A 21,636-nucleotide genomic window follows, 5' to 3' on the forward strand; every position below is an offset into this window, starting at 1 on the left:
GGGTTTTGCGTTGATCAAAGATCCAGCACCAACGGCTCCGAACTCTTCGCCGGGATTGCGCAGCAGATCAGCACATGCCCCGCTTCCGGGACTTCGGCCGGGGGCTGTGGATAATTCACCTCGCCGCTGATCAACCGGGTTTTGCAGGTGCCGCACGAGCCGCCGCGACAGCTGAATTCCGGGTTCAAGCCACGGCTCTCTGCCAGTTCCAGCAAACTGCCGCCGTCCGGTTGCCAGCGCGCTTCTTTGGCTGAGCGCTCGAACACCACCGACACCGCAGTCGTCGCTGCGGGTGGTTGCTCGATGACAATCGCGTCCGGGTCCGGGCGACGGCGCAATGTCGAGGGGCCAAAGGTTTCGGCGTGAATGTTCGAATCGCGGATGTCCAACTCGCGCAGACTGTCGTACAAACCCTGGGTAAAACTGCCCGGCCCGCAGAGGACAAAGTCCACCTGGTCGTAGTCCTCGCCTTCAAGCATCGTAAGCAGCAGCGCCGTGTCGATGCGCCCGGTCAGGTCAAAGTCTTCACCCTCGCGCGCGTCCGCTTCCGGTTGGCTGAGCAAACGCAGGACCCGAACCTTGTCCTCGGCACCTTCCAGCAAGCTATCCAGCTCTGTGCGGAACGGTTGATCCGCCAGACTGCGAGAACTCTGGAAAAACCACGTCGGCCGAATACGCCGCGTGCGCCAGCCCTGATAAACCACCTCGCGCAGCATCGACAGCAGCGGCGTGATACCGACACCCGCCGCCAACAACACCAACGGCCGCCGCTCATGTGCCGCCACGGTGAAATGCCCCTGCGGCGCGCGGGCCTCCAGCACATCGCCGACCTTGATCAGCTCATGCAGGTGCGACGACACCAGCCCGTCGCGTTTCACGCTGATACGAAAAAAATCATCCGACGGCGCGCTCGACAAACTGTACGTGCGGATAGGCGTCTGGTCGCCAATCTTGAAGCGCAGCGGCAAATGCTGCCCGGCCTGGAACACCGGCAACCCGGCGCCATCGGCAGGCTCAAAGTAGATCGAGCGAATATTCTGGCTCTCGGCTTCAATCCGCGTCACCCGCAGCGGCCGCCAGGCATCGCCCAACGCTTGAGCCTGCAAGCGCGCGGCAGCCTGTTCCCAAGTCCCGGTCATCAGACTGTTCGGCGACATGCCGTCGAAACGCCAGCGCAGCGCCAACGCCGCCGGCCGGCGCACCAGCCGTTCCACGTCGAATGTCCACAAACGCTCGGCGCCCTGGAACGCCTCGATTTGCGGGCCGTCGAGGATGATTTCGGTGCGGCCACCGAGTTGCAGCACGTCGCCGCTGTTGAAGTCGATAAACAGCAAACCCGCGCGCGGATTGACCAGCAGATTGCCCAGCGTGTTGAAAAAAAGGTTGCCGGAAAAGTCCGGAATGGTCAGGCGATTGCCTTCAATGCGCACAAAACCGGGCTGGCCGCCGCGATGGGAAACGTCCACCGAACGCACGCCATCGACCTCGACATAACTGGCGACAAACAAGGTATCGGCCTGGGTGATCATCGCCCTCGCGGCGTCATCCAGTTGGTCGAGGTGTTCGGCAACACGCGTCGAAGGATCGGCCAGCGGCACCGAACGGAACTGGCGCAATTGAATGTATTGCGGGCAGTTGCCGTACGACTGTTCCACCGCGACCTCGAAGCCCTTCGCGGTGATCGCGCCGACGCGGCCATTCATGCGATTACGCCGACGGGTGTGCAACTCGATGCCGAGCAGACCAATCGCCGCGCCAGCGCTCAATTGCGCGGGGTCATCCGCCGCTGGCAGGCTGGCGAACTGCAAATGGGCGGGATCAGGCGACTGGACAAAACCCGGCGCACCCTCGATGACGCTGGCCCACGGGTGACCGTCGGCATCCACCGCGCCGTAGAGCATGAACGGCAGTTGCTGATAGAACTGACGGTGCTGGTCCGGCATCTCGCTGCGAATCACCCTACGGCCGAGGGTTTCCATTCGCTCGGCAACACCGACCTTCTCCTGCAATTGCCGTTCGCCGGCGTGCCACGGTGAATGTTCCATTACGGCGTCTCCTTGCGCGCCTGGCGCAACGTGAACAGCGTGGAATCAGGCAGTTTTTTGCAGGCCGGCGACGGTGCGCGGCATGCCGACAAAACCCGGCAACGCTTCGATCCGCGCCAGCCAGGCACGCACGTTGGCGTAGTCGTCGAGCGAGACATTGCCTTCCGGCGCGTGGGCGATGTAACTGTAGGTGGCGACGTCGGCGATGGTTGGCTGATTGCCTACCAGGAAGTCGCTGTTGGCCAATTCCTGATCAATGACTTTGAGCAAATCATGCGAACGGCTGATCGCTTCGTCAGCGTCGTACGGCGCACCGAACACGGTAATCAGCCGTGCACGGGCGGGGCCGAAAGCAATCTGCCCGGACGCTACCGACAACCAGCGCTGCACTTTGGCTGCACCTTCGGGTTCGGTCGGCAGCCACTGGCCGTTGCCATATTTTTGCGCCAGATACACCAGGATCGCGGTGGAATCGGCCAGCACCACGCCTTGATCGTCGAGCACCGGCACTTGGCCAAACGGGTTGATCGCGAGGAATTCCGGCTGTTTGTGCGCGCCTTTGGCGAGGTCAACGAGGATCAATTCGGTCGGCAGTTGCAGCAGCGACAACATCAACTCGGCACGGTGCGCGTGGCCGGAGCGGGGAAAGTTGTAGAGCTTGATGGCGTTCATGATCGACTCCGCTGGGTGATGGCGCTGTTCAGGGAATGATCAGCACCGGTGGCGGCCATCATCTGCCTATGGCCAAAACAACAGAATCACCAGCATTCGCAATCGATTATTTCAGTGCGCGCAATAACGCTCTTGTGTAGGAGCGAGGCTTGCCCGCGAAGGCGGTTACGGATTCACCACATTAGGTGGCTGTGAGGAAGCCTTCGCGGGCAAGCCTCGCTCCTACAGGGGGGATTTGGTGTTCAGGGCAAAGTGCGGTGGTCAGGACAATGCGCGGTGTTCACGCAGGGTTTTCACGGCGAAGTCGACAAAACTGCGCACCCGCGCCGACGCTTTTCGCCCGCCCTGGTACACCACGTGAATGGGTTGCGGCGGCAATTCGAAGTCCGCCAGGACGATTTCCAGTTCACCGCTGGCGACTTTGCCCGCCGCTTGATATGACAACACCCGCGTTGGCCCCAACCCGAGGCACGCCGCCGTCACTGCGGCCTGATTGGACGTCACCACCAAACGCGGTTCCGGGCGCACGCTGAGCGGCTGGCCCTGGTCGAGAAACGGCCACGAGCGCAATTGGCCGATCGCCGACGTGGCGACAACCGGGGCGCCGTTCAGCTCTTGCGGATGTTGCGGTCGGCCATGGGTTTGCAGATAACCGGGTGAAGCGCAGATCACCCGGCGCACTTCGCCGACACGGATCGCGTGCTGATTGCTGTCGGGCAATTCGCCGATGCGCACCGCGACGTCGATGCCCTCCTCGACCATGCTCACCACCCGATCAACCAGCACGGCATTGATCGTCACTTCCGGGAATTGATTCAGGTAGCCGACCATCATCGGCGTCACGAACAAATCGCCGAACAACACCGGCGCGGTCACGGTCAGTTGCCCACGCGGTTGCGCGTGGCTGCCTGCGGCGGAATCCTCGGCTTCCTGCACCTCGGCGAGAATTCTCCGACAATCTTCCAGGTAACGCTGGCCCGACTCGCTGAGATGCACGCTGCGCGTGGTGCGCGTCAGCAGCGAGGTGCCGAGGCGTTGCTCCAGCGCCGCCACCGCGCGGGTGACACTGGCCGCCGACATGCCCAAACGCCGTGCCGCTGCGGAAAAGCCCTGATCCTGAGCGACCGCGGCGAACACCTGCATTTCCTGGAAACGGTCCATCGATCAACTCCTGAACACTAAACGGCCCGAGCCCGGCATCGCCCGAGAAGCGCGGTTTGCCGCTGGCAGAAAATGCGCCATGCGGTTTTACTGGCAATCTGATAATTGTGACGTATAACCCTGAACGCTCACGCTTTCAATTGCCCGAGAACCCTCTGCCAATGCCCTCCATTTACCAACTCAAACCGGCGTTCCAGAATCTGCTGCGACCGCTGGTGCAACGTTTGTTCGATAACGGCACCACCGCCAACCAGATCACCGTGCTCGCCGGGGTCATTTCAGTGGTGGTGGGCATTGCAATCGCCGCTTTTGCCGAGCATGCGTGGGTGTTTGCGCTGATCCCGGTGTGGATGATCCTGCGCATGGCGCTGAATGCCATCGACGGCATGCTCGCCCGCGAATTCGGCCAGCAGTCGCGCCTGGGCGCCTACCTTAATGAACTGTGCGATATCGTCGCCGATTGCGCGCTGATCCTGCCGTTTGCGTTGATTGCCGACGTCAGCCTGTTGATTGTGCTGGCCGTCACGCTGCTGGCGCTGTTCAGCGAGTACAGTGGCGTGCTCGGGCCGATGGTCGGCGCGTCGCGACGCTATGACGGGCCGATGGGCAAAAGTGATCGGGCGTTTGTGCTCGGCGTAGTGGCCACCGGCATCGCACTTGGCTGGATCAGCGCGTTGTGGATAAATGTCGTGTTTGCGGTGGTCGCCGTCCTGCTGGCTTACACCTTGGTCAACCGGGTCCGCCAGGGCCTGAAAGAAGTGCAGGTAGACGTACCCTCGGCGTAAGCCCTCATTCGGATCTTCAGCATAAGGAACATGCAATGCGCGAAACCCAGCAGCAGACCTTCATCACCCACGACGGCGTTGAGTTGTTCTATCGGCATTGGCCAGCCACATCCGCCAATCCCGACGAGCCGCGCAAAGCTGTGCTGCTGTTTCATCGCGGCCACGAGCATTCCGGGCGCATTGCGCATTTGGTCGATGAACTCGACCTGCCCGGTTTCGACTTTTTTGCCTGGGATGCGCGCGGCCACGGCCAATCGCCCGGCGCGCGCGGCGATAGCCCGAGTTTCGCCACCAGCGCGCGTGACGTGCAGACTTTCTGCGATCACCTGGGCGCGGCTCATCAGATTGAAGAAGAGAACATCGCAGTGATCGCCCAAAGCGTCGGCGCGGTGATTGTGTCGACCTGGGTTCACGATTACGCGCCGCGCATCCGCTCGCTGGTGCTCGCCTCGCCCGCGTTCAAGGTCAAGCTCTACGTGCCGTTTGCGCGTTCCGGCCTGGCGCTGATGCGCAAGTTTCGCGGCAACTTTTTCGTCAACAGCTACGTGAAAGCCAAATTCCTCAGCCATGACCCGGAACGCGTCGCCTCCTACGACAGCGATCCGCTGATCACCAAGGCGATTTCGGTGAACGTGTTGCTCGGCTTGTACGAAGCCGCCGACCGCGTGGTGGCCGATGCGCAGGCGATTCAGGTGCCGACGCAATTGCTGATTTCCGGCTCGGACTTCGTCGTCCACCGCAAACCGCAGGAACAGTTTTTCGAACGCCTCGGCAGCCTGAAAAAAGAGAAACACATCCTGCCGGGCTTCTTCCACGACACCCTCGGCGAACGTGATCGCGCCGTGGCGGTGGCCAGCGCCAAACGCTTCATCCTGCAAAACTTCGACTACCCGCTGGACCGCGCGTCCTTGCTCGACGCCGACAAGATCGGCCTGACCTGCGCCGAATCCGAATCCCTCGCCGCGCCGCTGCCGCACAACTCGTTGCGCGACCTGTACTGGCGCATGACCCGCGCCAGCATGCGCCTGGGCAGCAAATTGTCGGAAGGCGTGAAACTCGGTTTCGACACCGGTTTCGACTCCGGCAGCACGCTGGATTACGTCTATCGCAACCAGCCGACCGGCAAGGGCGGGCTCGGGCGGATGATCGATCAGAACTACCTGAACTCGATCGGCTGGCGCGGCATTCGCCAACGCAAACTCAACGTCGAAGAACTGCTGCGCCTGACCATGGGCAAACTGCGCGACGAAGGTCGGCCGGTGCGCATCGTCGACATCGCCGCAGGTCACGGGCGCTACATTCTGGAAGCGTTGCAGGGCGTCAGTCCGCTGCCGGAATCGATCCTGCTGCGCGATTACAGCGACATCAACGTGCGCGACGGCGGTGCGCTGATCCGCGACAAAGGCTTGGGCGACATCGCGCAGTTTGTGAAGGGCGACGCCTTCGACCGCGCTGATCTGGCAGCGCTGGAGCCAAAACCGACGTTGGCAGTGGTGTCCGGTTTGTATGAATTGTTCGCCGACAACGCGATGGTCGGCGGTTCGCTGGCAGGTCTTGCCGAAGCCGTGGAACCCGGCGGTTATCTGGTTTACACCGGGCAGCCGTGGCACCCGCAACTGGAACTGATTGCCCGCGCGCTGACCAGCCACCGTCAGGGCCAGGCGTGGGTGATGCGTCGGCGCAGCCAAGCGGAAATGGACCAGTTGGTCGAAGCGGCGGGTTTCCGCAAAATCACGCAACGGGTGGATGAATGGGGGATCTTCACCGTCTCCCTCGCGCAACGGGTGCAATGATGCTCGACGCCCCAAGAGAGCCAGGCTTACTGAAACCGGCGGTGCTCTGGCTGCTGGTGCTGGCGCCGCTGTTTTTCGCCAGTTACGGTTTTGCCACGTGGTACACCACGCAGCGCAGCGACGTCGGCACGTACGTGTTCGAGTGGGAAACGGCCATGCCTTTCTGGGCGTGGACCATCGTGCCCTACTGGACGATTGACCTGCTCTACGGTTTTTCGCTGCTGTTGCCCAACACGCGCCACGAACTCAAACGCCATGCGTTGCGGCTGCTCAGCGCGCAGGTGATCGCGGTCAGTTGCTTCCTGATCTGGCCGCTGCGTTTCACGTTCGAGCGGCCGGAACTCGACGGCGTGTTTGGTTGGCTGTTCGCGGTGCTGGCCGGTTTCGACAAACCGTTCAATCAGGCGCCGTCGCTGCACATCGCGCTGCTGGTGATTCTGTGGGTCATCTATCAACGCCATTCCCAAGGCGTATGGCGCTGGCTGGTGCATGGCTGGTTCGCGCTGATCGGCATTTCGGTGCTGACCACTTATCAACATCACTTTATCGACTTACCCACAGGCGCCCTCGCCGGTTGGCTGTGCGTGTGGCTATGGCCGCTGGAACACCCGAGCCCGCTGCGCAGTGTGCGTCTGGCCAAAGACCCGAAGCGCTGGCGGCTGGCGCTGCGTTATTTGTTCGGCGCGGCGATTTTCGCAATCCCGGCGTTTGGTTTAGGCGGTGGTTGGTTGTGGCTGATCTGGCCGGCGATGGCGTTGTTGCTGGTGGCGCTGAATTACGCGGTGCTCGGCGCCGATGGTTTTCAGAAACGCGCCGACGGCCGGTTGAGCCCTGCCGCGCGCTGGTTGTTCGCGCCCTATACGGCGGCGGCGTGGATCAACTCGCGGCTGTGGACGTACAAACATCCACAGCCCAATGAGGTTGTGGATAACGTTTGGCTCGGCCGTTTGCCCGATGGCGATCAATTGCAGCCCTTCAAAGCGATCGTCGATCTGTGCGCCGAGCTGCCGCTGAATCCACAGGGTCGCGCCTATAAAAGCCTCCCGGTCCTCGACCTGACTGCGCCCAGCGCCGAGCAATGCCTGGCCGCCGCGCAGGCGATCGAACAATTGCGTCAGCAAGGCCCGTTGCTGGTGTGCTGTGCTTTGGGTTATTCGCGCAGCGCCACGGCGGTTGCCGCGTGGTTGTTGCACAGCGGCCGTGCGACCTCGGTTGATGCCGCAGTGGCGATCATCCGGGCCGCCCGACCCCGCGTGGTGTTGCACCCGGCACATCGCCAGGCACTGGAGAACGCGTATGCCAGTTGAGGTCGAATTGCAGGTGGTCGCCAGCCTGCTGCGTCGCGGCCGTTCGCTGGATCAGTTATCCACAGGGCTGACGCTGCTCGGCGTGTTGATCGGTCTGCTGCAATGGCTGCTGGCTACGCCTCTGGCGCTGGGGTTGGTCCTCAGTGTTTGGCTGATCTTTACCGGTTTGTGGCAAAAATACTGGGCGTTTCGGGTCGCCTTCGACGCTGATCTTTTTGTGTTGATGGCGCGCGATGGCCGTGCCGGTGCCGGTGCCGGTGCCGGTGCCGATGCCGATTCCGATGCTCGGGCGTTGGCGCAGCGCACTTCAGCGCTCGATCAAGCTTTGCAAAACCTGGGGCTGCAACCGGCGGATCGCGCCGGTCGACCTTGGCCGGAACGTCAACGCGGCGCGCTGAAACTGCTGCGCAATCAAGCTGTCCTACTCGCCGCGCAGGTGCTGCCCGCCGTGGCGGTGATCCTTGCCAGCCCTTGGCTGTCTTTTGCCGGATAAGGAAATCGTTATGTTCGAACCCGTGGTCGCCACCCTCATCACCTCCATGGCCCGCACCGTCACCGGCGCTCGCAGCCTGTGGATGGGCTGCGCGCCAGAACCGGTGCAGCGAATTTATTTCGCCAACCACAGCAGTCACGGCGACTTCGTGCTGCTGTGGGCCTCGCTGCCACCCGCCCTGCGCAAACTCACGCGCCCGGTGGCCGGCAGCGATTACTGGAACAAAAGTGCGCTGCGCCGCTACATCATCAGCCGCGTGTTCAACGGCGTGCTGATCGACCGCGAGCGCAAAGACCCTGTGGATAACCCTTTGCAGCCAATGCTCGATGCGCTTGAGCAAGGTCACTCGCTGATCATCTTCCCCGAAGGCACACGCAATCTGGAGGACGGTTTGCTGCCGTTCAAAAGCGGCGTGTATCACTTGGCGAAAAGTTACCCACAGGCGCAACTGATCCCGGTGTGGATCGCCAACCTCAATCGCGTCATGCCCAAGGGCCGCGTGCTGCCGCTGCCGCTGCTGTGCACCACCAGTTTCGGCGCGCCGCTGCAATTGGACGCGGACGAGAGCAAAGAGCAATTCCTCACCCGCAGCCGCGAAGCGCTGCTGGCCCTCGCCCCGGAGCATTCCTGACATGGATAGACAAACCCTGATGCTGTTCGGCGGGATCGGCCTGATTCTGGTGCTGGCCTCGGTGATCGGCCTGATTCTCAAACTGCGCACTCGCGGCACACCGAACGCCGTGGTGGAAAACCTCAATGCGCGCATCAACGCCTGGTGGGTGATGGTGGTGGTGATCGGCATCGCCTTCTGGCTCGGCACCGGCGCGGTGATCCTGCTGTTCTACGCCGTTTCGTTTTACGCGTTGCGCGAATTCCTCACGCTCACGCCGACGCGCCGCAGCGATTACCCGGCGCTCGTTGCCGCGTTTTACCTGGCGTTGCCGCTGCAATATTTGCTGATCTATTTCGACTGGTACGGACTGTTTTCGATCTTCATCCCGGTCTACGTGTTCCTGCTGCTGCCAATCCTCGCCTCGCTCGGCGGCGACAGCACGCACTTCCTCGAACGCGCGTCGAAAGTGCAGTGGGGCCTGATGATCGCGGTGTTCTGCGTGTCGTTCGTGCCGGCGCTGCTGACCCTCGACATCGCCGGTTACGAAGGACGCAACCTGCTGCTGATCGCCTATTTGGTGATCGTCGTGCAACTGTCCGACGTGTTGCAGTACGTGTGCGGCAAGTTGTTTGGCAAACACAAAATCGCCCCAAACCTCTCGCCCTCGAAAACCGTCGAAGGCTTCGTCGGCGGCGTGCTCCTGTCCTCATTGATCGGCGCAGCGCTGTGGTGGACCACCCCGTTCAACCCATGGCAGTCGTTCCTGATCGCACTGCTGATCAACCTGCTCGGCTTTGCCGGCGGGATCGTCATGTCGGCGATCAAACGCGATCGCGGCGTCAAGGATTGGGGGCACATGATCGAGGGGCACGGCGGGATGCTGGATCGGCTGGACTCAGTGTGTTTCGCGGCACCGATCTTCTTTCATCTGGTTCGGTATTGGTGGACGTGAGGTAGCTCACGCCTGGATTTCACAGCAAAAAAAACCGCAGCCAACGCTGCGGTTTTTTTTGTCTTGGAATCAGCTGTGAATAACTTATTCCACAGTCACCGACTTGGCCAAGTTACGCGGCTGATCGACATCAGTACCCTTCAACACCGCCACGTAGTACGACAGCAACTGCAACGGGATGGTGTAGAGGATTGGCGACAGGATGTCGTGGATGTGCGGCATCTGCACCACGTGGGTGCCTTCGCCGTTGCTCATGCCAGCCTTTTCGTCAGCGAAGACGATCAGCTCGCCGCCACGGGCGCGGACTTCCTGGAGGTTGGATTTGAGCTTCTCCAGCAGTTCGTTGTTCGGCGCCACGGTGACCACGGGCATGTCGTTGTCGACCAGTGCCAACGGGCCGTGTTTCAGTTCGCCGGCCGGGTAGGCTTCGGCGTGGATGTAGGAGATTTCCTTGAGCTTCAACGCACCTTCCATCGCCACCGGGTATTGCGCGCCACGGCCGAGGAACAGGGTGTGGTTTTTGTCGGCGAACAGTTCGGCGATTTTTTCCACGGTGCTGTCCATCGCCAAGGCTTCGCCGAGACGGGCCGGCAGGCGACGCAGTTCTTCGACCAGGGTCGCTTCCATGCCGGCCGCGAGGGTGCCGCGCACTTGGCCGAGGGACAGGGTCAGCAACAGCAGGCCGACGAGCTGGGTGGTGAAGGCTTTGGTCGAAGCCACGCCGATTTCACGGCCAGCCTGGGTCAGCAGGGTCAGGTCGGATTCACGCACCAGCGAGCTGATGCCGACGTTGCAGATTGCCAGGCTGGCGAGGAAACCCAGTTCCTTGGCGTTGCGCAACGCGGCAAGGGTGTCGGCGGTTTCGCCGGACTGCGAAATGGTGACGAACAGCGAATCAGGTTGCACCACTACTTTGCGGTAGCGGAATTCACTGGCGACTTCGACCTGGCACGGGATGCCGGCCAGTTCTTCGAGCCAGTAACGCGCGACCATCCCGGCGTGGTAGCTGGTGCCGCAGGCAACGATCTGCACATTGCGCACTTTGGCGAACAACTCCGGCGCTTGCGGGCCGAAGGCTTCTACCAAAACTTGTTGCTGGCTCAGGCGACCTTCCAGCGTGCGTTGCACGACCGAAGGTTGCTCGTGGATTTCCTTGAGCATGTAGTGACGGAACTCGCCTTTTTCGGCGGATTCAGCGTTGTCGCCGTACTGCACGGTTTCGCGCTCGACGAGTTTGCCGTCAAGGTCCCAGATCTGCACGCTGTCGCGGCGAATCTCGGCGATGTCGCCTTCTTCCAGGTACATGAAGCGGTCAGTCACCTGACGCAGCGCCAATTGGTCGGAAGCGAGGAAGTTTTCGCCCATGCCCAAGCCAATCACCAGCGGGCTGCCGCTGCGTGCTGCGACCAGACGGTCTGGCTGATCGGCACTGATCACTGCCAAACCGTAAGCGCCGTGCAGTTCTTTGACGGTAGCTTTGAGCGCGGTGGCCAGGTCCGGCAGGTCCTTGAGCTTGTGTGCCAGCAGGTGCGAGATGACTTCGGTGTCGGTGTCGGAGCTGAACGAATAGCCCTGAGATTTCAGCTGTTCGCGCAGCGCTTCGTGGTTTTCGATGATGCCGTTGTGCACCACTGCCAGGTTCTGCCCGGAGAAATGCGGGTGCGCGTTGCGCTCGCACGGCGCGCCGTGGGTGGCCCAACGGGTGTGGGCGATGCCCAGACGACCGACCAGAGGCGTGGCTTCCAGCGCCATATCGAGCTCGCTGACCTTGCCCGGACGGCGCACGCGATCGAGGATCCCGTCGTTGGTGAAGACCGCCACACCGGCGCTGTCATAACCACGGTATTCGAGGCGCTTGAGGCCTTCGACGAGGATGGCGGTGATGTTACGTTCTGCGACTGCGCCGACAATGCCACACATGTTATTTCTCCTGACTGACAGCCGCGAGGATCAAATTGATTCCGCGAGCCTGTATCTGATCCCGTGCCTCTTGCGGCAGGCGATCATCGGTAATAAGGGTATGGACGCTGCTCCAGGGCAGCTCCAGGTTGGGAATCTTGCGGCCGATCTTGTCGGCCTCGACCATCACCACCACTTCGCGGGCGACTTCAGCCATGACGCGGCTCAAACCCAGCAGTTCGTTGAAGGTCGTAGTACCACGGACCAGATCGATGCCATCGGCACCGATAAACAACTGGTCGAAATCGTAAGAGCGTAATACCTGCTCCGCCACCTGCCCCTGAAAGGACTCGGAATGCGGGTCCCACGTGCCGCCGGTCATCAACAGCACCGGCTCGTGCTCCAGATCGCTTAAAGCGCTGGCCACGTTGAGGGAGTTGGTCATCACCACCAGACCGGGTTGTTGCCCCAGTTCCGGGATCATCGCGGCGGTGGTGCTGCCGCTGTCGATGATGATTCGCGCATGCTCGCGAATCCGCGTGACAGCGGCGCGAGCGATGGCTTGTTTGTATTTGGAAATCGGTTGACCGAGATCCGCCACCAATTCCTGTGGCATCGTCACCGCGCCACCGTAACGGCGCAGCAGCAGCCCATGGCTTTCAAGGGCGGCGAGGTCTTTGCGAACCGTCACTTCCGAGGTTTCGAAACGCTTGGCCAACTCGTCGACACTGACTTCGCCCTGCTCATTGAGCAAGGCGAGGATGTTGTGGCGACGTTGAGGTGTGTTGCGCTTGGACATTGGCTACTAAGTTTCGATTCGAAAGATAACGGAAGCAATCAAAACCTATTAGCGAAACTTCGTCAAGCGCCGTTTAAGATTGGCAGACCTGCGGCGATGGGTTGTACTGCACGTCATTGGCTCCCGCTCGCGACCGCGTGCTGCTGGCCCGGATTTCAGCGTTTGAGGTGGATTAAAGCCATGGAAGAGTCCCTGATACTGGTGGATCAGAACGATCAGCAAATCGGCACTGGCCACAAAATGGCAATTCACCGTGAAGGGCTGATGCATCGCGCGTTTTCGCTGTTCATCTTCGACCGCCACGGGCGTTTGCTTCTGCAACAACGCGCGCAGAGCAAATATCACTCGGCCGGGCTGTGGACCAACTCATGCTGCGGCCATCCGCGCCCGGGCGAAACCACCGCGCAAGCGGCGCATCGCCGGCTCGGCGAGGAGATGGGTTTTGATTGTGTGCTGGAGGAAGTCACGACCCTGATCTACAAGGCTGAAGTGCCGGGTGATCTGATCGAGCACGAATTCGATCACATTTACATTGGCCGCTTTGACGGTGAACTGCAGCTCAATCCCGAAGAAGCGGCGCAAGCGCGCTGGATCGAAACCGCGGAATTACTGCGCTGGATCGACGCCGAGCCGCAAGCGTTTACCGTGTGGTTCAAAACCATCCTGCTGGCCCCGGCGTGCGAACTCGAACAGTGGAAAACCCGCGCGCAGGCCGGTTTGCAGATCGATCCGGTGGTTTATCAGGATCAGATCCTCACGCAAGTGTCGCGCACCTTTGCCCTGACCATCCCGCAACTGCCTGCCGAGCTCTACCCCGCCGTCGCCAATGCGTATTTGCTGTGCCGGATCGCCGACACCATCGAAGACGAGCCTGAGCTCAGCGTTCGACAGAAACATCATTACGAAGAAGCTTTTCTCAATGCGTTAGCCGGTGGCGCGGAGGCCCAGCGTTTCAGCGAAGACTTGAGCGAGCAACTCACCGAACAGACGCCGCTGGCCGAACGCGATCTGGTCCGGCACCTGCCTGAGGTGTTGAGCGTTTTCCACAGCCTCAAGCCTTCGCACCGCGCGGCGATTTTCGATTGCGTGAAGGTGATGACCGAAGGCATGAGCGAGTTTCAGGAGAATGCCGGGGTTCAGGGCTTGGCCACTCACCAGCAACTCGACCGTTATTGTTATTGCGTGGCCGGCGTTGTCGGAACGCTGCTGACCGATCTGTTCATCGATTACGACCCGACGCTGTTGCCGCACAAAACCAGGCTGCATCACTTGGCCCTGTCGTTCGGCATGGGTTTGCAATTGGCGAATATCCTCAAGGATCAGGCGGACGACCGTAAACGCGGGATCAGTTGGTTGCCGCAGGACTTGCTGGCCAGGCACGGCGTCGAGTTGTCGCAAGTGCAATCCGCGCCCAATGAATTGCTCTACGCGCAGGCGGTTGATGAGCTGATCGGCACCGCCCACTCGCATTTGCAACGGGCACTGGACTACGCGCTGCTCATCCCTGGCAAGCATGCGGGGATTCGGCGTTTCATGCTGTGGAACATTGGATTGGCGTTATTGACGTTGCGCAACGTCCATAAAAATCCGACCAGACCTGTAAAGGTGTCGCACGCCGGGGTGGCGTGGATTATCGGTTCGACGCGGCTGTTGCAGCGATCAAACGGCGGGGTGCGCGTGCTGTACAAACTTGCTGCACGCGGATTGCCGGTGACGCCGCTGGAAGCCAAGTGGCATGTGCCACTCGACTGTTAGCCAGCTGTTTCTTCGGGGATATCTCGGCGGGGGATAAAGCCTGAGCTGTGGATAACTCAGCTCTTTTTGATTTTCTCCGGACGCTTCCAGCCATCGATGTTGCGCTGACGTGCGCGACCGACCGCCAATTGAGCGTTATCCACATTTTGCGTAATGGTCGAACCGGCCGCCGTGGTTGCGCCACTGGAGATATCCACAGGCGCGACCAGCGAATTGTTGGAGCCGATGAACACGTCTTCGCCCAACACGGTTTTCCACTTGTTCGCGCCATCGTAGTTGCAAGTGATGGTGCCCGCGCCGATGTTGGTGCGCGCGCCGACTTCGGCGTCGCCCAGGTAAGTCAGGTGACCAGCCTTGGCGCCTTCGCCCAGATGGGCGTTTTTCAGTTCGACGAAGTTACCCACATGCGCGCGCGCTTCCAACACGGTGCCCGGACGCAGACGCGCGAACGGACCGGCATCGCTGCCCTCGCCGAGAATCGCGCCTTCAATGTGACTGTTAGCCTTGATCACCACGCCTTTGCGCAGGGTGCTGTCCTTGATCACGCAGTTCGGACCGATGACCACGTCATCTTCGATGACGACTTTGCCTTCGAGGATCACGTTGATGTCGATCAGTACGTCGCGACCGACGCTGACTTCACCGCGCACATCGAAGCGTGCCGGGTCGCGCAGCGTGACGCCTTGCGCCATCAAACGACGGCCGGCGCGCAGCTGGTAGTGACGCTCGAGCTCGGAAAGCTGCTTGCGATCGTTGGCGCCCTGCACTTCCATGGCGTCGTGCGGCTGTTCGGTGGCCACCACCAGACCATCGCTGACAGCCATCGCGATTACGTCAGTCAGGTAATACTCGCCTTGCGCGTTGTTGTTGGAGAGGCGGCTCATCCAGTCGCCCAAACGCTCGAACGGCACGGCCAGAATGCCGGTGTTGCCTTCGGTGATTGCACGCTGGGCGTCGTTGGCGTCTTTCTGCTCGACGATGGCCGTAACCTTGCCGTCGGCGTCACGCACGATGCGCCCGTAACCGGTCGGGTCGTCCAGTTCAACGGTGAGCAGGCCCAGTTGCTGCGGCTCGACTTTTTTCAGCAGGCGTTGCAGGGTTTCCACTTCGATCAGCGGCACATCACCGTAAAGGATCAGCACGGTATCGGACTTGATGAAAGGAACGGCCTGCGCCACGGCATGCCCGGTGCCCAGTTGCTTGTCTTGCAGGACGAAATTCAGATCATCCGCCGCCAGGCGATCGCGTACGGCATCGGCGCCGTGGCCGATCACTACGTGAATGCGCTGTGGGTCGAGCTGCCGGGCGCTGTGGATAACATGGCCAAGCATCGAGTTGCCGGCAATCGGGTGCAGAACCTTGGGCAACGCCGAACGCATGCGAGTGCCTTGGCCGGCAGCGAGGATAACGATTTCTAGAGACATGACTGGCTACCATTTCTGGGTGGTCAGCAACTGCGACCAGGTGATGAGATTCGGAAAAGAAAAAAGGGTAGCCGAGGCTACCCTTTTTAATCAATCGCGCAACAAGTGATGGCCTGTTAGTGGCCGAACTTCTTGCGGATCTGCTGGACGGTGCGCAGCTGAGCTGTCGCCTCGGCCAGACGTGCAGCAGCAGAACCGTAATCGAACTCGGCGCCACGTTCATGCAAGGCTTTCTCGGCAGCCTTGACGGCTTGCTGAGCAGAAGCTTCATCCAGATCAGCAGCACGTTGCACAGTGTCGGCAAGCACTTTGACCATGTTCGGCTGAACCTCGAGGAAACCACCGGAGATGTAATACACCTCCTCTTCCCCGCCTTGCTTGACCAGGCGGATCGGGCCCGGCTTGAGATTGGTGATCAACGGCGCGTGGCCCAGAGCGATACCAAGATCACCCAGTGCACCGTGCGCAATCACCATCTCGACCAGACCGGAGAAGATTTCCCCTTCCGCGCTGACGATATCGCAATGGACTGTCATAGCCATCTGATTGCCTCAACCTAATGTGCGCCCGTTGCCGGGCGCCAGGGTTACAGTTTTTTGGCTTTCTCGATCGCTTCTTCGATGCCGCCGACCATATAGAACGCTTGTTCTGGCAGGTGGTCGTAGTCACCGTTGAGGATGCCTTTGAAGCCTGCAATGGTGTCTTTCAGGGAAACGTATTTACCCGATGCACCGGTGAAGACTTCAGCCACGAAGAACGGCTGCGACAAGAAACGCTGGATCTTACGAGCACGGTTTACCAACTGCTTGTCGGCTTCCGACAGCTCGTCCATACCCAGGATCGCAATGATGTCCTTCAGTTCTTTGTAACGCTGCAGAACGTACTGGACGCCGCGAGCGGTGTCGTAGTGGTCCTGGCCGATCACGTTCGGATCCAGCTGGCGCGAAGTCGAGTCGAGTGGATCGACCGCTGGGTAGATACCCAGGGAAGCGATGTCACGGGACAGAACGACGGTGGCGTCCAAGTGGGCGAAAGTGGTCGCTGGCGACGGGTCAGTCAAGTCATCCGCAGGTACGTATACCGCTTGGATCGAGGTGATCGAACCGTTTTTGGTCGAAGTGATGCGCTCTTGCAGAGTACCCATCTCTTCGGCCAGGGTCGGCTGGTAACCTACTGCGGAAGGCATACGGCCCAGCAGTGCGGATACTTCAGTACCGGCCAGGGTGTAACGATAGATGTTGTCGACGAACAGCAGAACGTCGTTACCTTCGTCACGGAACTTCTCGGCCATGGTCAGGCCGGTCAGTGCTACGCGCAGACGGTTACCCGGCGGCTCGTTCATCTGACCGTAAACCAGTGCCACTTTGTCCAGAACGTTGGAATCCTTCATCTCGTGGTAGAAGTCGTTACCCTCACGAGTACGCTCACCCACACCGGCGAACACGGAATAACCGCTGTGCTCGATGGCGATGTTACGGATCAGTTCCATCATGTTTACGGTTTTGCCTACACCGGCACCACCGAACAGACCAACTTTACCGCCCTTGGCGAACGGGCAAACCAGGTCAATTACCTTGATCCCGGTTTCCAGCAGGTCGTTGCCGCCTGCTTGTTCAGCGAAGGATGGCGCAGGACGGTGAATGCCCCAGCGCTCTTCGGTGTCGATCGGGCCAGCTTCGTCGATCGGGTTACCCAGAACGTCCATGATCCGGCCCAGGGTCGCTTTACCGACCGGTACGGAGATGGCTGCGCCAGAGTCGGTAACTTCCAGACCGCGCTTCAAGCCCTCGGTGGAACCCATCGCAATGGTACGAACCACGCCGTCGCCCAGCTGCTGCTGAACTTCCAGGGTGGTTTCAGCCGCGCTGACAACTTTCAGCGCGTTGTAGATGCTCGGTACGCTGTCGCGTGGAAATTCCACGTCGATAACGGCGCCGATGATTTGAACGATACGTCCGCTACTCATAGCTGGATCCTCTGAATATTTGAACCGTTAAACCGCGGCAGCGCCGCCGACGATTTCCGAGATCTCTTGGGTGATCGCAGCCTGACGCGCCTTGTTGTAGATCAGCTGCAAATCGCTGATCAAATCACCGGCGTTGTCGGTAGCGTTCTTCATCGCGATCATCCGCGCAGCTTGTTCAGCCGCGTTGTTCTCGACCACCGCCTGGTAGACCTGCGACTCCACGTAACGGACCATCAAGCCGTCAAGCAGCTCTTTGGCGTCCGGTTCGTACAGATAATCCCAGTGGTGCTTGAGTTCCTGATCCGGGGTTGCCACCAGTGGAATCAACTGCTCCACGGTTGGCTGTTGCGTCATGGTGTTGATGAACTTGTTGGACACAACGCTCAGACGGTCGATACGACCCTCGAGGTAGGCATCCAGCATCACCTTGACGCTGCCGATCAGGTCATTGATCGACGGTTCTTCACCCAGGTGGCTGATAGCTGCTACGACGTTACCGCCGAAGTTGCGGAAGAAAGCCGCACCCTTGCTACCCACAACACACAGATCGATCTCGACGCCGTTTTCACGGTTTACCGCCATGTCCTTGACCAGGGCCTTGAACAGGTTGGTGTTCAAGCCACCACACAAACCACGGTCACTGCTCACTACCACATAACCGACGCGCTTGATTTCACGCTCGATCATGAAGGGGTGGCGATATTCCGGGTTGGCGTTGGCCAAATGACCAATAACCTGGCGGATGCGCTCCGCGTAAGGACGGCTAGCAGCCATGCGCATTTGTGCCTTGCGCATTTTACTGACCGCCACTTTTTCCATGGCGCTGGTAATCTTTTGCGTGCTTTTGATGCTCGCAATCTTACTGCGAATCTCTTTTGCGCCTGCCATGTAACACCTATCAGGTTAGCAAGCGGGAGCCTTGCGGCTCCCGCTGCGGCTTACCAGGTTTGGGTGGCCTTGAACTTCTCGATACCGGCTTTCATGCCAGCGTCGATTTCGTCATTGAAGTCACCCTTAACGTTGATCTTGGCCATCAAATCGGCGTGATCGCGGTTGAAGAAAGCAATCAGCGCTTGTTCGAAGCTGCCGATCTTGGCGATTTCAATGTCAGTCAGGAACCCACGCTCAGCGGCATACAGCGACAGCGCCATGTCAGCGATCGACATTGGTGCGTATTGCTTCTGCTTCATCAGCTCGGTAACGCGCTGACCATGCTCAAGTTGCTTACGGGTCGCTTCGTCCAGGTCAGAAGCAAACTGGGCGAATGCCGCCAGTTCACGGTACTGAGCCAGAGCGGTACGGATACCACCGGAGAGCTTCTTGATGATCTTGGTCTGAGCGGCACCACCCACACGGGATACCGAAACACCGGCGTTCACTGCAGGACGGATCCCGGAGTTGAACATGGCCGATTCCAGGAAGATCTGACCGTCGGTGATGGAAATCACGTTGGTCGGAACGAACGCGGAAACGTCGCCAGCCTGGGTTTCGATGATCGGCAGTGCGGTCAGGGAACCGGTTTTGCCGGTCACTGCGCCGTTGGTGAACTTCTCTACGTATTCTTCCGAAACGCGGGATGCGCGCTCCAGCAGACGGGAGTGGAGATAGAACACGTCGCCTGGGTAAGCTTCACGGCCTGGTGGACGGCGCAGCAGCAGGGAAATCTGGCGGTAAGCCACTGCTTGCTTGGACAGATCGTCATAAACGATCAGCGCGTCTTCACCGCGGTCGCGGAAGAATTCACCCATGGTGCAACCGGAGTACGGTGCCAGGAATTGCAGTGCTGCAGATTCCGAAGCGCTCGCGGCGACAACGATGGTGTTAGCCAGCGCGCCGTTTTCTTCCAGCTTGCGAACCACGTTGGCGATGGTCGATTGCTTCTGACCGATCGCTACGTAGACGCAGAAAATGCCGCTGTCTTTCTGGTTGATGATCGCGTCGATCGCCAGAGCGGTTTTACCGATCTGACGGTCACCGATGATCAGCTCACGCTGGCCACGGCCGACAGGGATCATGGCATCGACAGCCTTGTAGCCAGTCTGTACAGGCTGGTCTACCGACTTACGCCAGATCACGCCTGGAGCAACTTTCTCGACCGCGTCGGTCTCGGTGTTGCCCAGTGGACCTTTGCCGTCAACAGGGTTACCCAGTGCGTCGACTACGCGACCCAGCAGTTCCTTGCCAACCGGAACTTCGAGGATGCGGCCAGTGCACTTGGCGCTCATGCCTTCAGCCAGAGACTGGTAGGAGCCCAAAACTACGGCACCTACAGAGTCTTGCTCGAGGTTGAGAGCCATACCGAAGACGCCGCCCGGAAACTCGATCATCTCGCCGTACATTACGTCGGCCAGACCGTGAATCCGCACGATACCGTCAGATACGCTGACGACTGTGCCTTCGTTACGGGCTTGGGAGGTCACATCGAGCTTGTCGATGCGGCCCTTGATAATTTCACTTATTTCGGAAGGATTGAGTTGCTGCATTGCTCTGCTGCCCCTTCAAACTCAAGATTTCAATGCTTCGGCAAGGCTCGCGAGTTTGCCGCGAACCGAGCCATCGATAACCAGGTCGCCGGCGCGGATGACAATGCCCCCAATAAGGGATTTGTCTTCCTCGACTTGCAGGCGCACTTCCCGGTTGAGTCGTGCACTGAGAACCTTGGCGAGTTTGTCTTGCTGTTCTTGGTTCAATGCAAAAGCACTGGTCACTTCAACGTCTACCGATTTCTCTTGTTCAGCCTTGTACAGGTCGAACAGAGCGGATATCTCCGGCAAAAGCGGGAGACGGTCGTTTTCGGCAACGACATTGATGAAGTTCTGTGCCTTCACATCAAACTTGTCGCCGCACACGTCAATAAACGTGGCGGCCTTGTCTGCGCTCGTCAGTCGCGGGGCCTTGAGCACGCGCTGCATGGTGTCGTCTTGCGACACTGCTGCAGCCAGGCCGAGCATGGCTGACCAAGAGGCCAGTTGCTGGTGGGCCTGGGCGTGCTCGAAGGCTGCCTTAGCGTAAGGTCGGGCCAACGTGGTCAATTCTGCCATGATCGCCCTCGCTTAAATTTCAGCAGCCAGTTTGTTTACCAGCTCCGCGTGCGCGTTTTGATCGATTGTGGCACCCAGGATCTTCTCTGCGCCGCCGACTGCCAGTGCACCCAATTGGGCACGCAGCGCGTCTTTGACACTGTTCAGTTCCTGTTCGATCTCGGCCTGAGCCTGAACCTTCACACGGTCAGCGTCGATACGGGCTTTTTCAACAGCCTCTTCAACAATCTGGTTACCGCGTTTCTTGGCTTGCTCAATGATTTCGGCTGCCTGAGCTTTCGCTTCGCGCAGTTGCTGACCCGCTTTATCTTGGGCCAGCTCCAGGTCGCGAGCTGCTCGGGCGGCAGCGTCCAGTCCATCCGCGATCTTCTTCTGACGTTCGTGCAAAGCCGCGATGACCGGAGGCCACACGAACTTCATGCAAAACAGTACAAAAATGAAGAACGCAACGGACTGGCCAATCAGGGTTGCATTAATGTTCACGCCAACACCTCGCTCGTTCGTTGCACATCAAACCAATCACTCGAAGGTTCGAGTGATTAGCCAGCGAGTTGACCAACGAATGGGTTCGCGAAGGTGAAGAACAGAGCGATACCAACACCGATCATGGTTACGGCGTCGAGCAGACCGGCAACGATGAACATTTTGACTTGCAGCATTGGAACCATTTCTGGCTGACGCGCTGCGCCTTCCAGGAACTTGCCGCCCAACAGGCCGAAACCAATTGCGGTACCCAGTGCACCCAGGCCGATCAACAGTGCAACAGCGATAGCGGTTAGACCAACTACAGTTTCCATCTTTCCTCCCGACTTTTACGTCGTATGGTTTAGGTTTTTTAGATTTTAAAGCGGTAAAACAAATCGTTTCATAAGCCCAGTTCGGGCACCCACCCGTTTCACCGGGTGGGACATCAGACTAGTCGAGACTGGTC

General features: G+C 59.8%; 20 protein-coding genes. 7 read left to right on the plus strand and 13 right to left on the minus strand.

Annotated features, from left to right (window positions below):
• Positions 1–14 precede the first annotated feature (14 nt).
• The 3 genes from FBY12_RS17300 to FBY12_RS17310 all read right to left on the minus strand — a co-directional run bounded on the left by FBY12_RS17300 (position 15) and on the right by FBY12_RS17310 (position 3,878).
• Entirely contained in the window at positions 15–2,045 is a 2,031-nt protein-coding gene (locus tag FBY12_RS17300; RefSeq protein WP_145254300.1) for a pyridoxamine 5'-phosphate oxidase family protein, read from the minus strand.
• A gap of 45 nt (positions 2,046–2,090) precedes the next feature.
• On the minus strand, positions 2,091–2,717 hold the full coding sequence (locus FBY12_RS17305; RefSeq protein ID WP_145254303.1) for a glutathione S-transferase family protein: 627 nt from the start codon (positions 2,715–2,717) through the stop codon (positions 2,091–2,093).
• Between the two features lie 261 nt (positions 2,718–2,978).
• On the minus strand, positions 2,979–3,878 hold the full coding sequence (locus FBY12_RS17310; RefSeq protein WP_121732620.1) for a LysR family transcriptional regulator: 900 nt from the start codon (positions 3,876–3,878) through the stop codon (positions 2,979–2,981).
• Positions 3,879–4,039: 161 nt separating this feature from the next.
• On the opposite strand from FBY12_RS17310, the gene FBY12_RS17315 reads away from it, so the two are divergent.
• The 6 genes from FBY12_RS17315 to FBY12_RS17340 are packed head-to-tail and all read left to right on the plus strand — an operon-like array spanning position 4,040 to position 9,821.
• Positions 4,040–4,663, plus strand: a complete 624-nt coding sequence (locus tag FBY12_RS17315; protein ID WP_121732619.1) for a CDP-alcohol phosphatidyltransferase family protein — start codon at positions 4,040–4,042, stop codon at positions 4,661–4,663.
• 35 nt (positions 4,664–4,698) lie between these two features.
• Positions 4,699–6,456 carry a bifunctional alpha/beta hydrolase/class I SAM-dependent methyltransferase gene (locus FBY12_RS17320; RefSeq protein WP_121732618.1) on the plus strand — a complete coding sequence of 586 codons (1,758 nt, stop codon included), beginning with the start codon at positions 4,699–4,701 and terminating at the stop codon, positions 6,454–6,456.
• A complete protein-coding gene (locus FBY12_RS17325; protein WP_145254306.1) occupies positions 6,453–7,763 on the plus strand; it encodes a phosphatase PAP2/dual specificity phosphatase family protein in 1,311 nt (436 codons plus the stop codon). The genes FBY12_RS17320 and FBY12_RS17325 overlap by 4 nt, the downstream gene beginning before the upstream one ends.
• Positions 7,753–8,256, plus strand: coding sequence for a hypothetical protein (locus FBY12_RS17330; RefSeq protein ID WP_145254309.1), 504 nt, complete (start codon positions 7,753–7,755; stop codon positions 8,254–8,256). The genes FBY12_RS17325 and FBY12_RS17330 overlap by 11 nt, the downstream gene beginning before the upstream one ends.
• 10 nt (positions 8,257–8,266) lie before the next feature.
• Positions 8,267–8,887: a 1-acyl-sn-glycerol-3-phosphate acyltransferase gene (locus FBY12_RS17335; RefSeq protein ID WP_092275758.1), complete on the plus strand. Its 621-nt coding sequence runs from the start codon at positions 8,267–8,269 to the stop codon at positions 8,885–8,887.
• A gap of 1 nt (position 8,888) precedes the next feature.
• Entirely contained in the window at positions 8,889–9,821 is a 933-nt protein-coding gene (locus FBY12_RS17340) for a phosphatidate cytidylyltransferase (protein WP_092275755.1), read from the plus strand.
• Positions 9,822–9,905: 84 nt separating this feature from the next.
• Here the strand turns inward: FBY12_RS17340 and glmS are convergent, their stop codons facing one another.
• Positions 9,906–11,741 carry a glutamine--fructose-6-phosphate transaminase (isomerizing) gene (glmS, locus tag FBY12_RS17345; RefSeq protein ID WP_145254312.1) on the minus strand — a complete coding sequence of 612 codons (1,836 nt, stop codon included), beginning with the start codon at positions 11,739–11,741 and terminating at the stop codon, positions 9,906–9,908.
• Between the two features lies 1 nt (position 11,742).
• The gene (locus tag FBY12_RS17350; protein ID WP_092275748.1) at positions 11,743–12,519 is read right to left on the minus strand and encodes a DeoR/GlpR family DNA-binding transcription regulator; all 777 of its coding nucleotides are present in this window, start codon (positions 12,517–12,519) and stop codon (positions 11,743–11,745) included.
• Between the two features lie 180 nt (positions 12,520–12,699).
• On the opposite strand from FBY12_RS17350, the gene idi reads away from it, so the two are divergent.
• The gene (gene idi / locus FBY12_RS27680) at positions 12,700–14,274 is read left to right on the plus strand and encodes an isopentenyl-diphosphate Delta-isomerase (RefSeq protein WP_178111771.1); all 1,575 of its coding nucleotides are present in this window, start codon (positions 12,700–12,702) and stop codon (positions 14,272–14,274) included.
• A gap of 56 nt (positions 14,275–14,330) precedes the next feature.
• On the opposite strand, the gene glmU is transcribed toward idi, so the two are convergent.
• The 8 genes from glmU to atpE form a co-directional block, all read right to left on the minus strand.
• Positions 14,331–15,698, minus strand: a complete 1,368-nt coding sequence (gene glmU, locus FBY12_RS17360) for a bifunctional UDP-N-acetylglucosamine diphosphorylase/glucosamine-1-phosphate N-acetyltransferase GlmU (protein ID WP_101207262.1) — start codon at positions 15,696–15,698, stop codon at positions 14,331–14,333.
• Between the two features lie 116 nt (positions 15,699–15,814).
• Positions 15,815–16,240, minus strand: coding sequence for a F0F1 ATP synthase subunit epsilon (locus FBY12_RS17365; RefSeq protein ID WP_121732612.1), 426 nt, complete (start codon positions 16,238–16,240; stop codon positions 15,815–15,817).
• A 44-nt stretch (positions 16,241–16,284) separates the two neighbouring features.
• On the minus strand, positions 16,285–17,664 hold the full coding sequence (gene atpD / locus FBY12_RS17370) for a F0F1 ATP synthase subunit beta (RefSeq protein WP_092275736.1): 1,380 nt from the start codon (positions 17,662–17,664) through the stop codon (positions 16,285–16,287).
• Between the two features lie 27 nt (positions 17,665–17,691).
• Entirely contained in the window at positions 17,692–18,552 is an 861-nt protein-coding gene (gene atpG, locus FBY12_RS17375) for a F0F1 ATP synthase subunit gamma (protein ID WP_121732611.1), read from the minus strand.
• A 50-nt stretch (positions 18,553–18,602) separates the two neighbouring features.
• Positions 18,603–20,147, minus strand: a complete 1,545-nt coding sequence (atpA, locus tag FBY12_RS17380; protein ID WP_121732610.1) for a F0F1 ATP synthase subunit alpha — start codon at positions 20,145–20,147, stop codon at positions 18,603–18,605.
• Between the two features lie 21 nt (positions 20,148–20,168).
• Positions 20,169–20,705, minus strand: coding sequence for a F0F1 ATP synthase subunit delta (locus tag FBY12_RS17385; RefSeq protein WP_077430983.1), 537 nt, complete (start codon positions 20,703–20,705; stop codon positions 20,169–20,171).
• A gap of 12 nt (positions 20,706–20,717) precedes the next feature.
• The gene (locus tag FBY12_RS17390; protein WP_008027535.1) at positions 20,718–21,188 is read right to left on the minus strand and encodes a F0F1 ATP synthase subunit B; all 471 of its coding nucleotides are present in this window, start codon (positions 21,186–21,188) and stop codon (positions 20,718–20,720) included.
• A 56-nt stretch (positions 21,189–21,244) separates the two neighbouring features.
• Entirely contained in the window at positions 21,245–21,502 is a 258-nt protein-coding gene (gene atpE / locus FBY12_RS17395; RefSeq protein WP_002555987.1) for a F0F1 ATP synthase subunit C, read from the minus strand.
• Positions 21,503–21,636 lie beyond the last annotated feature (134 nt).

It is taken from the genome of Pseudomonas sp. SJZ131 (assembly GCF_007828705.1).
GTDB lineage: Bacteria > Pseudomonadota > Gammaproteobacteria > Pseudomonadales > Pseudomonadaceae > Aquipseudomonas > Aquipseudomonas prosekii.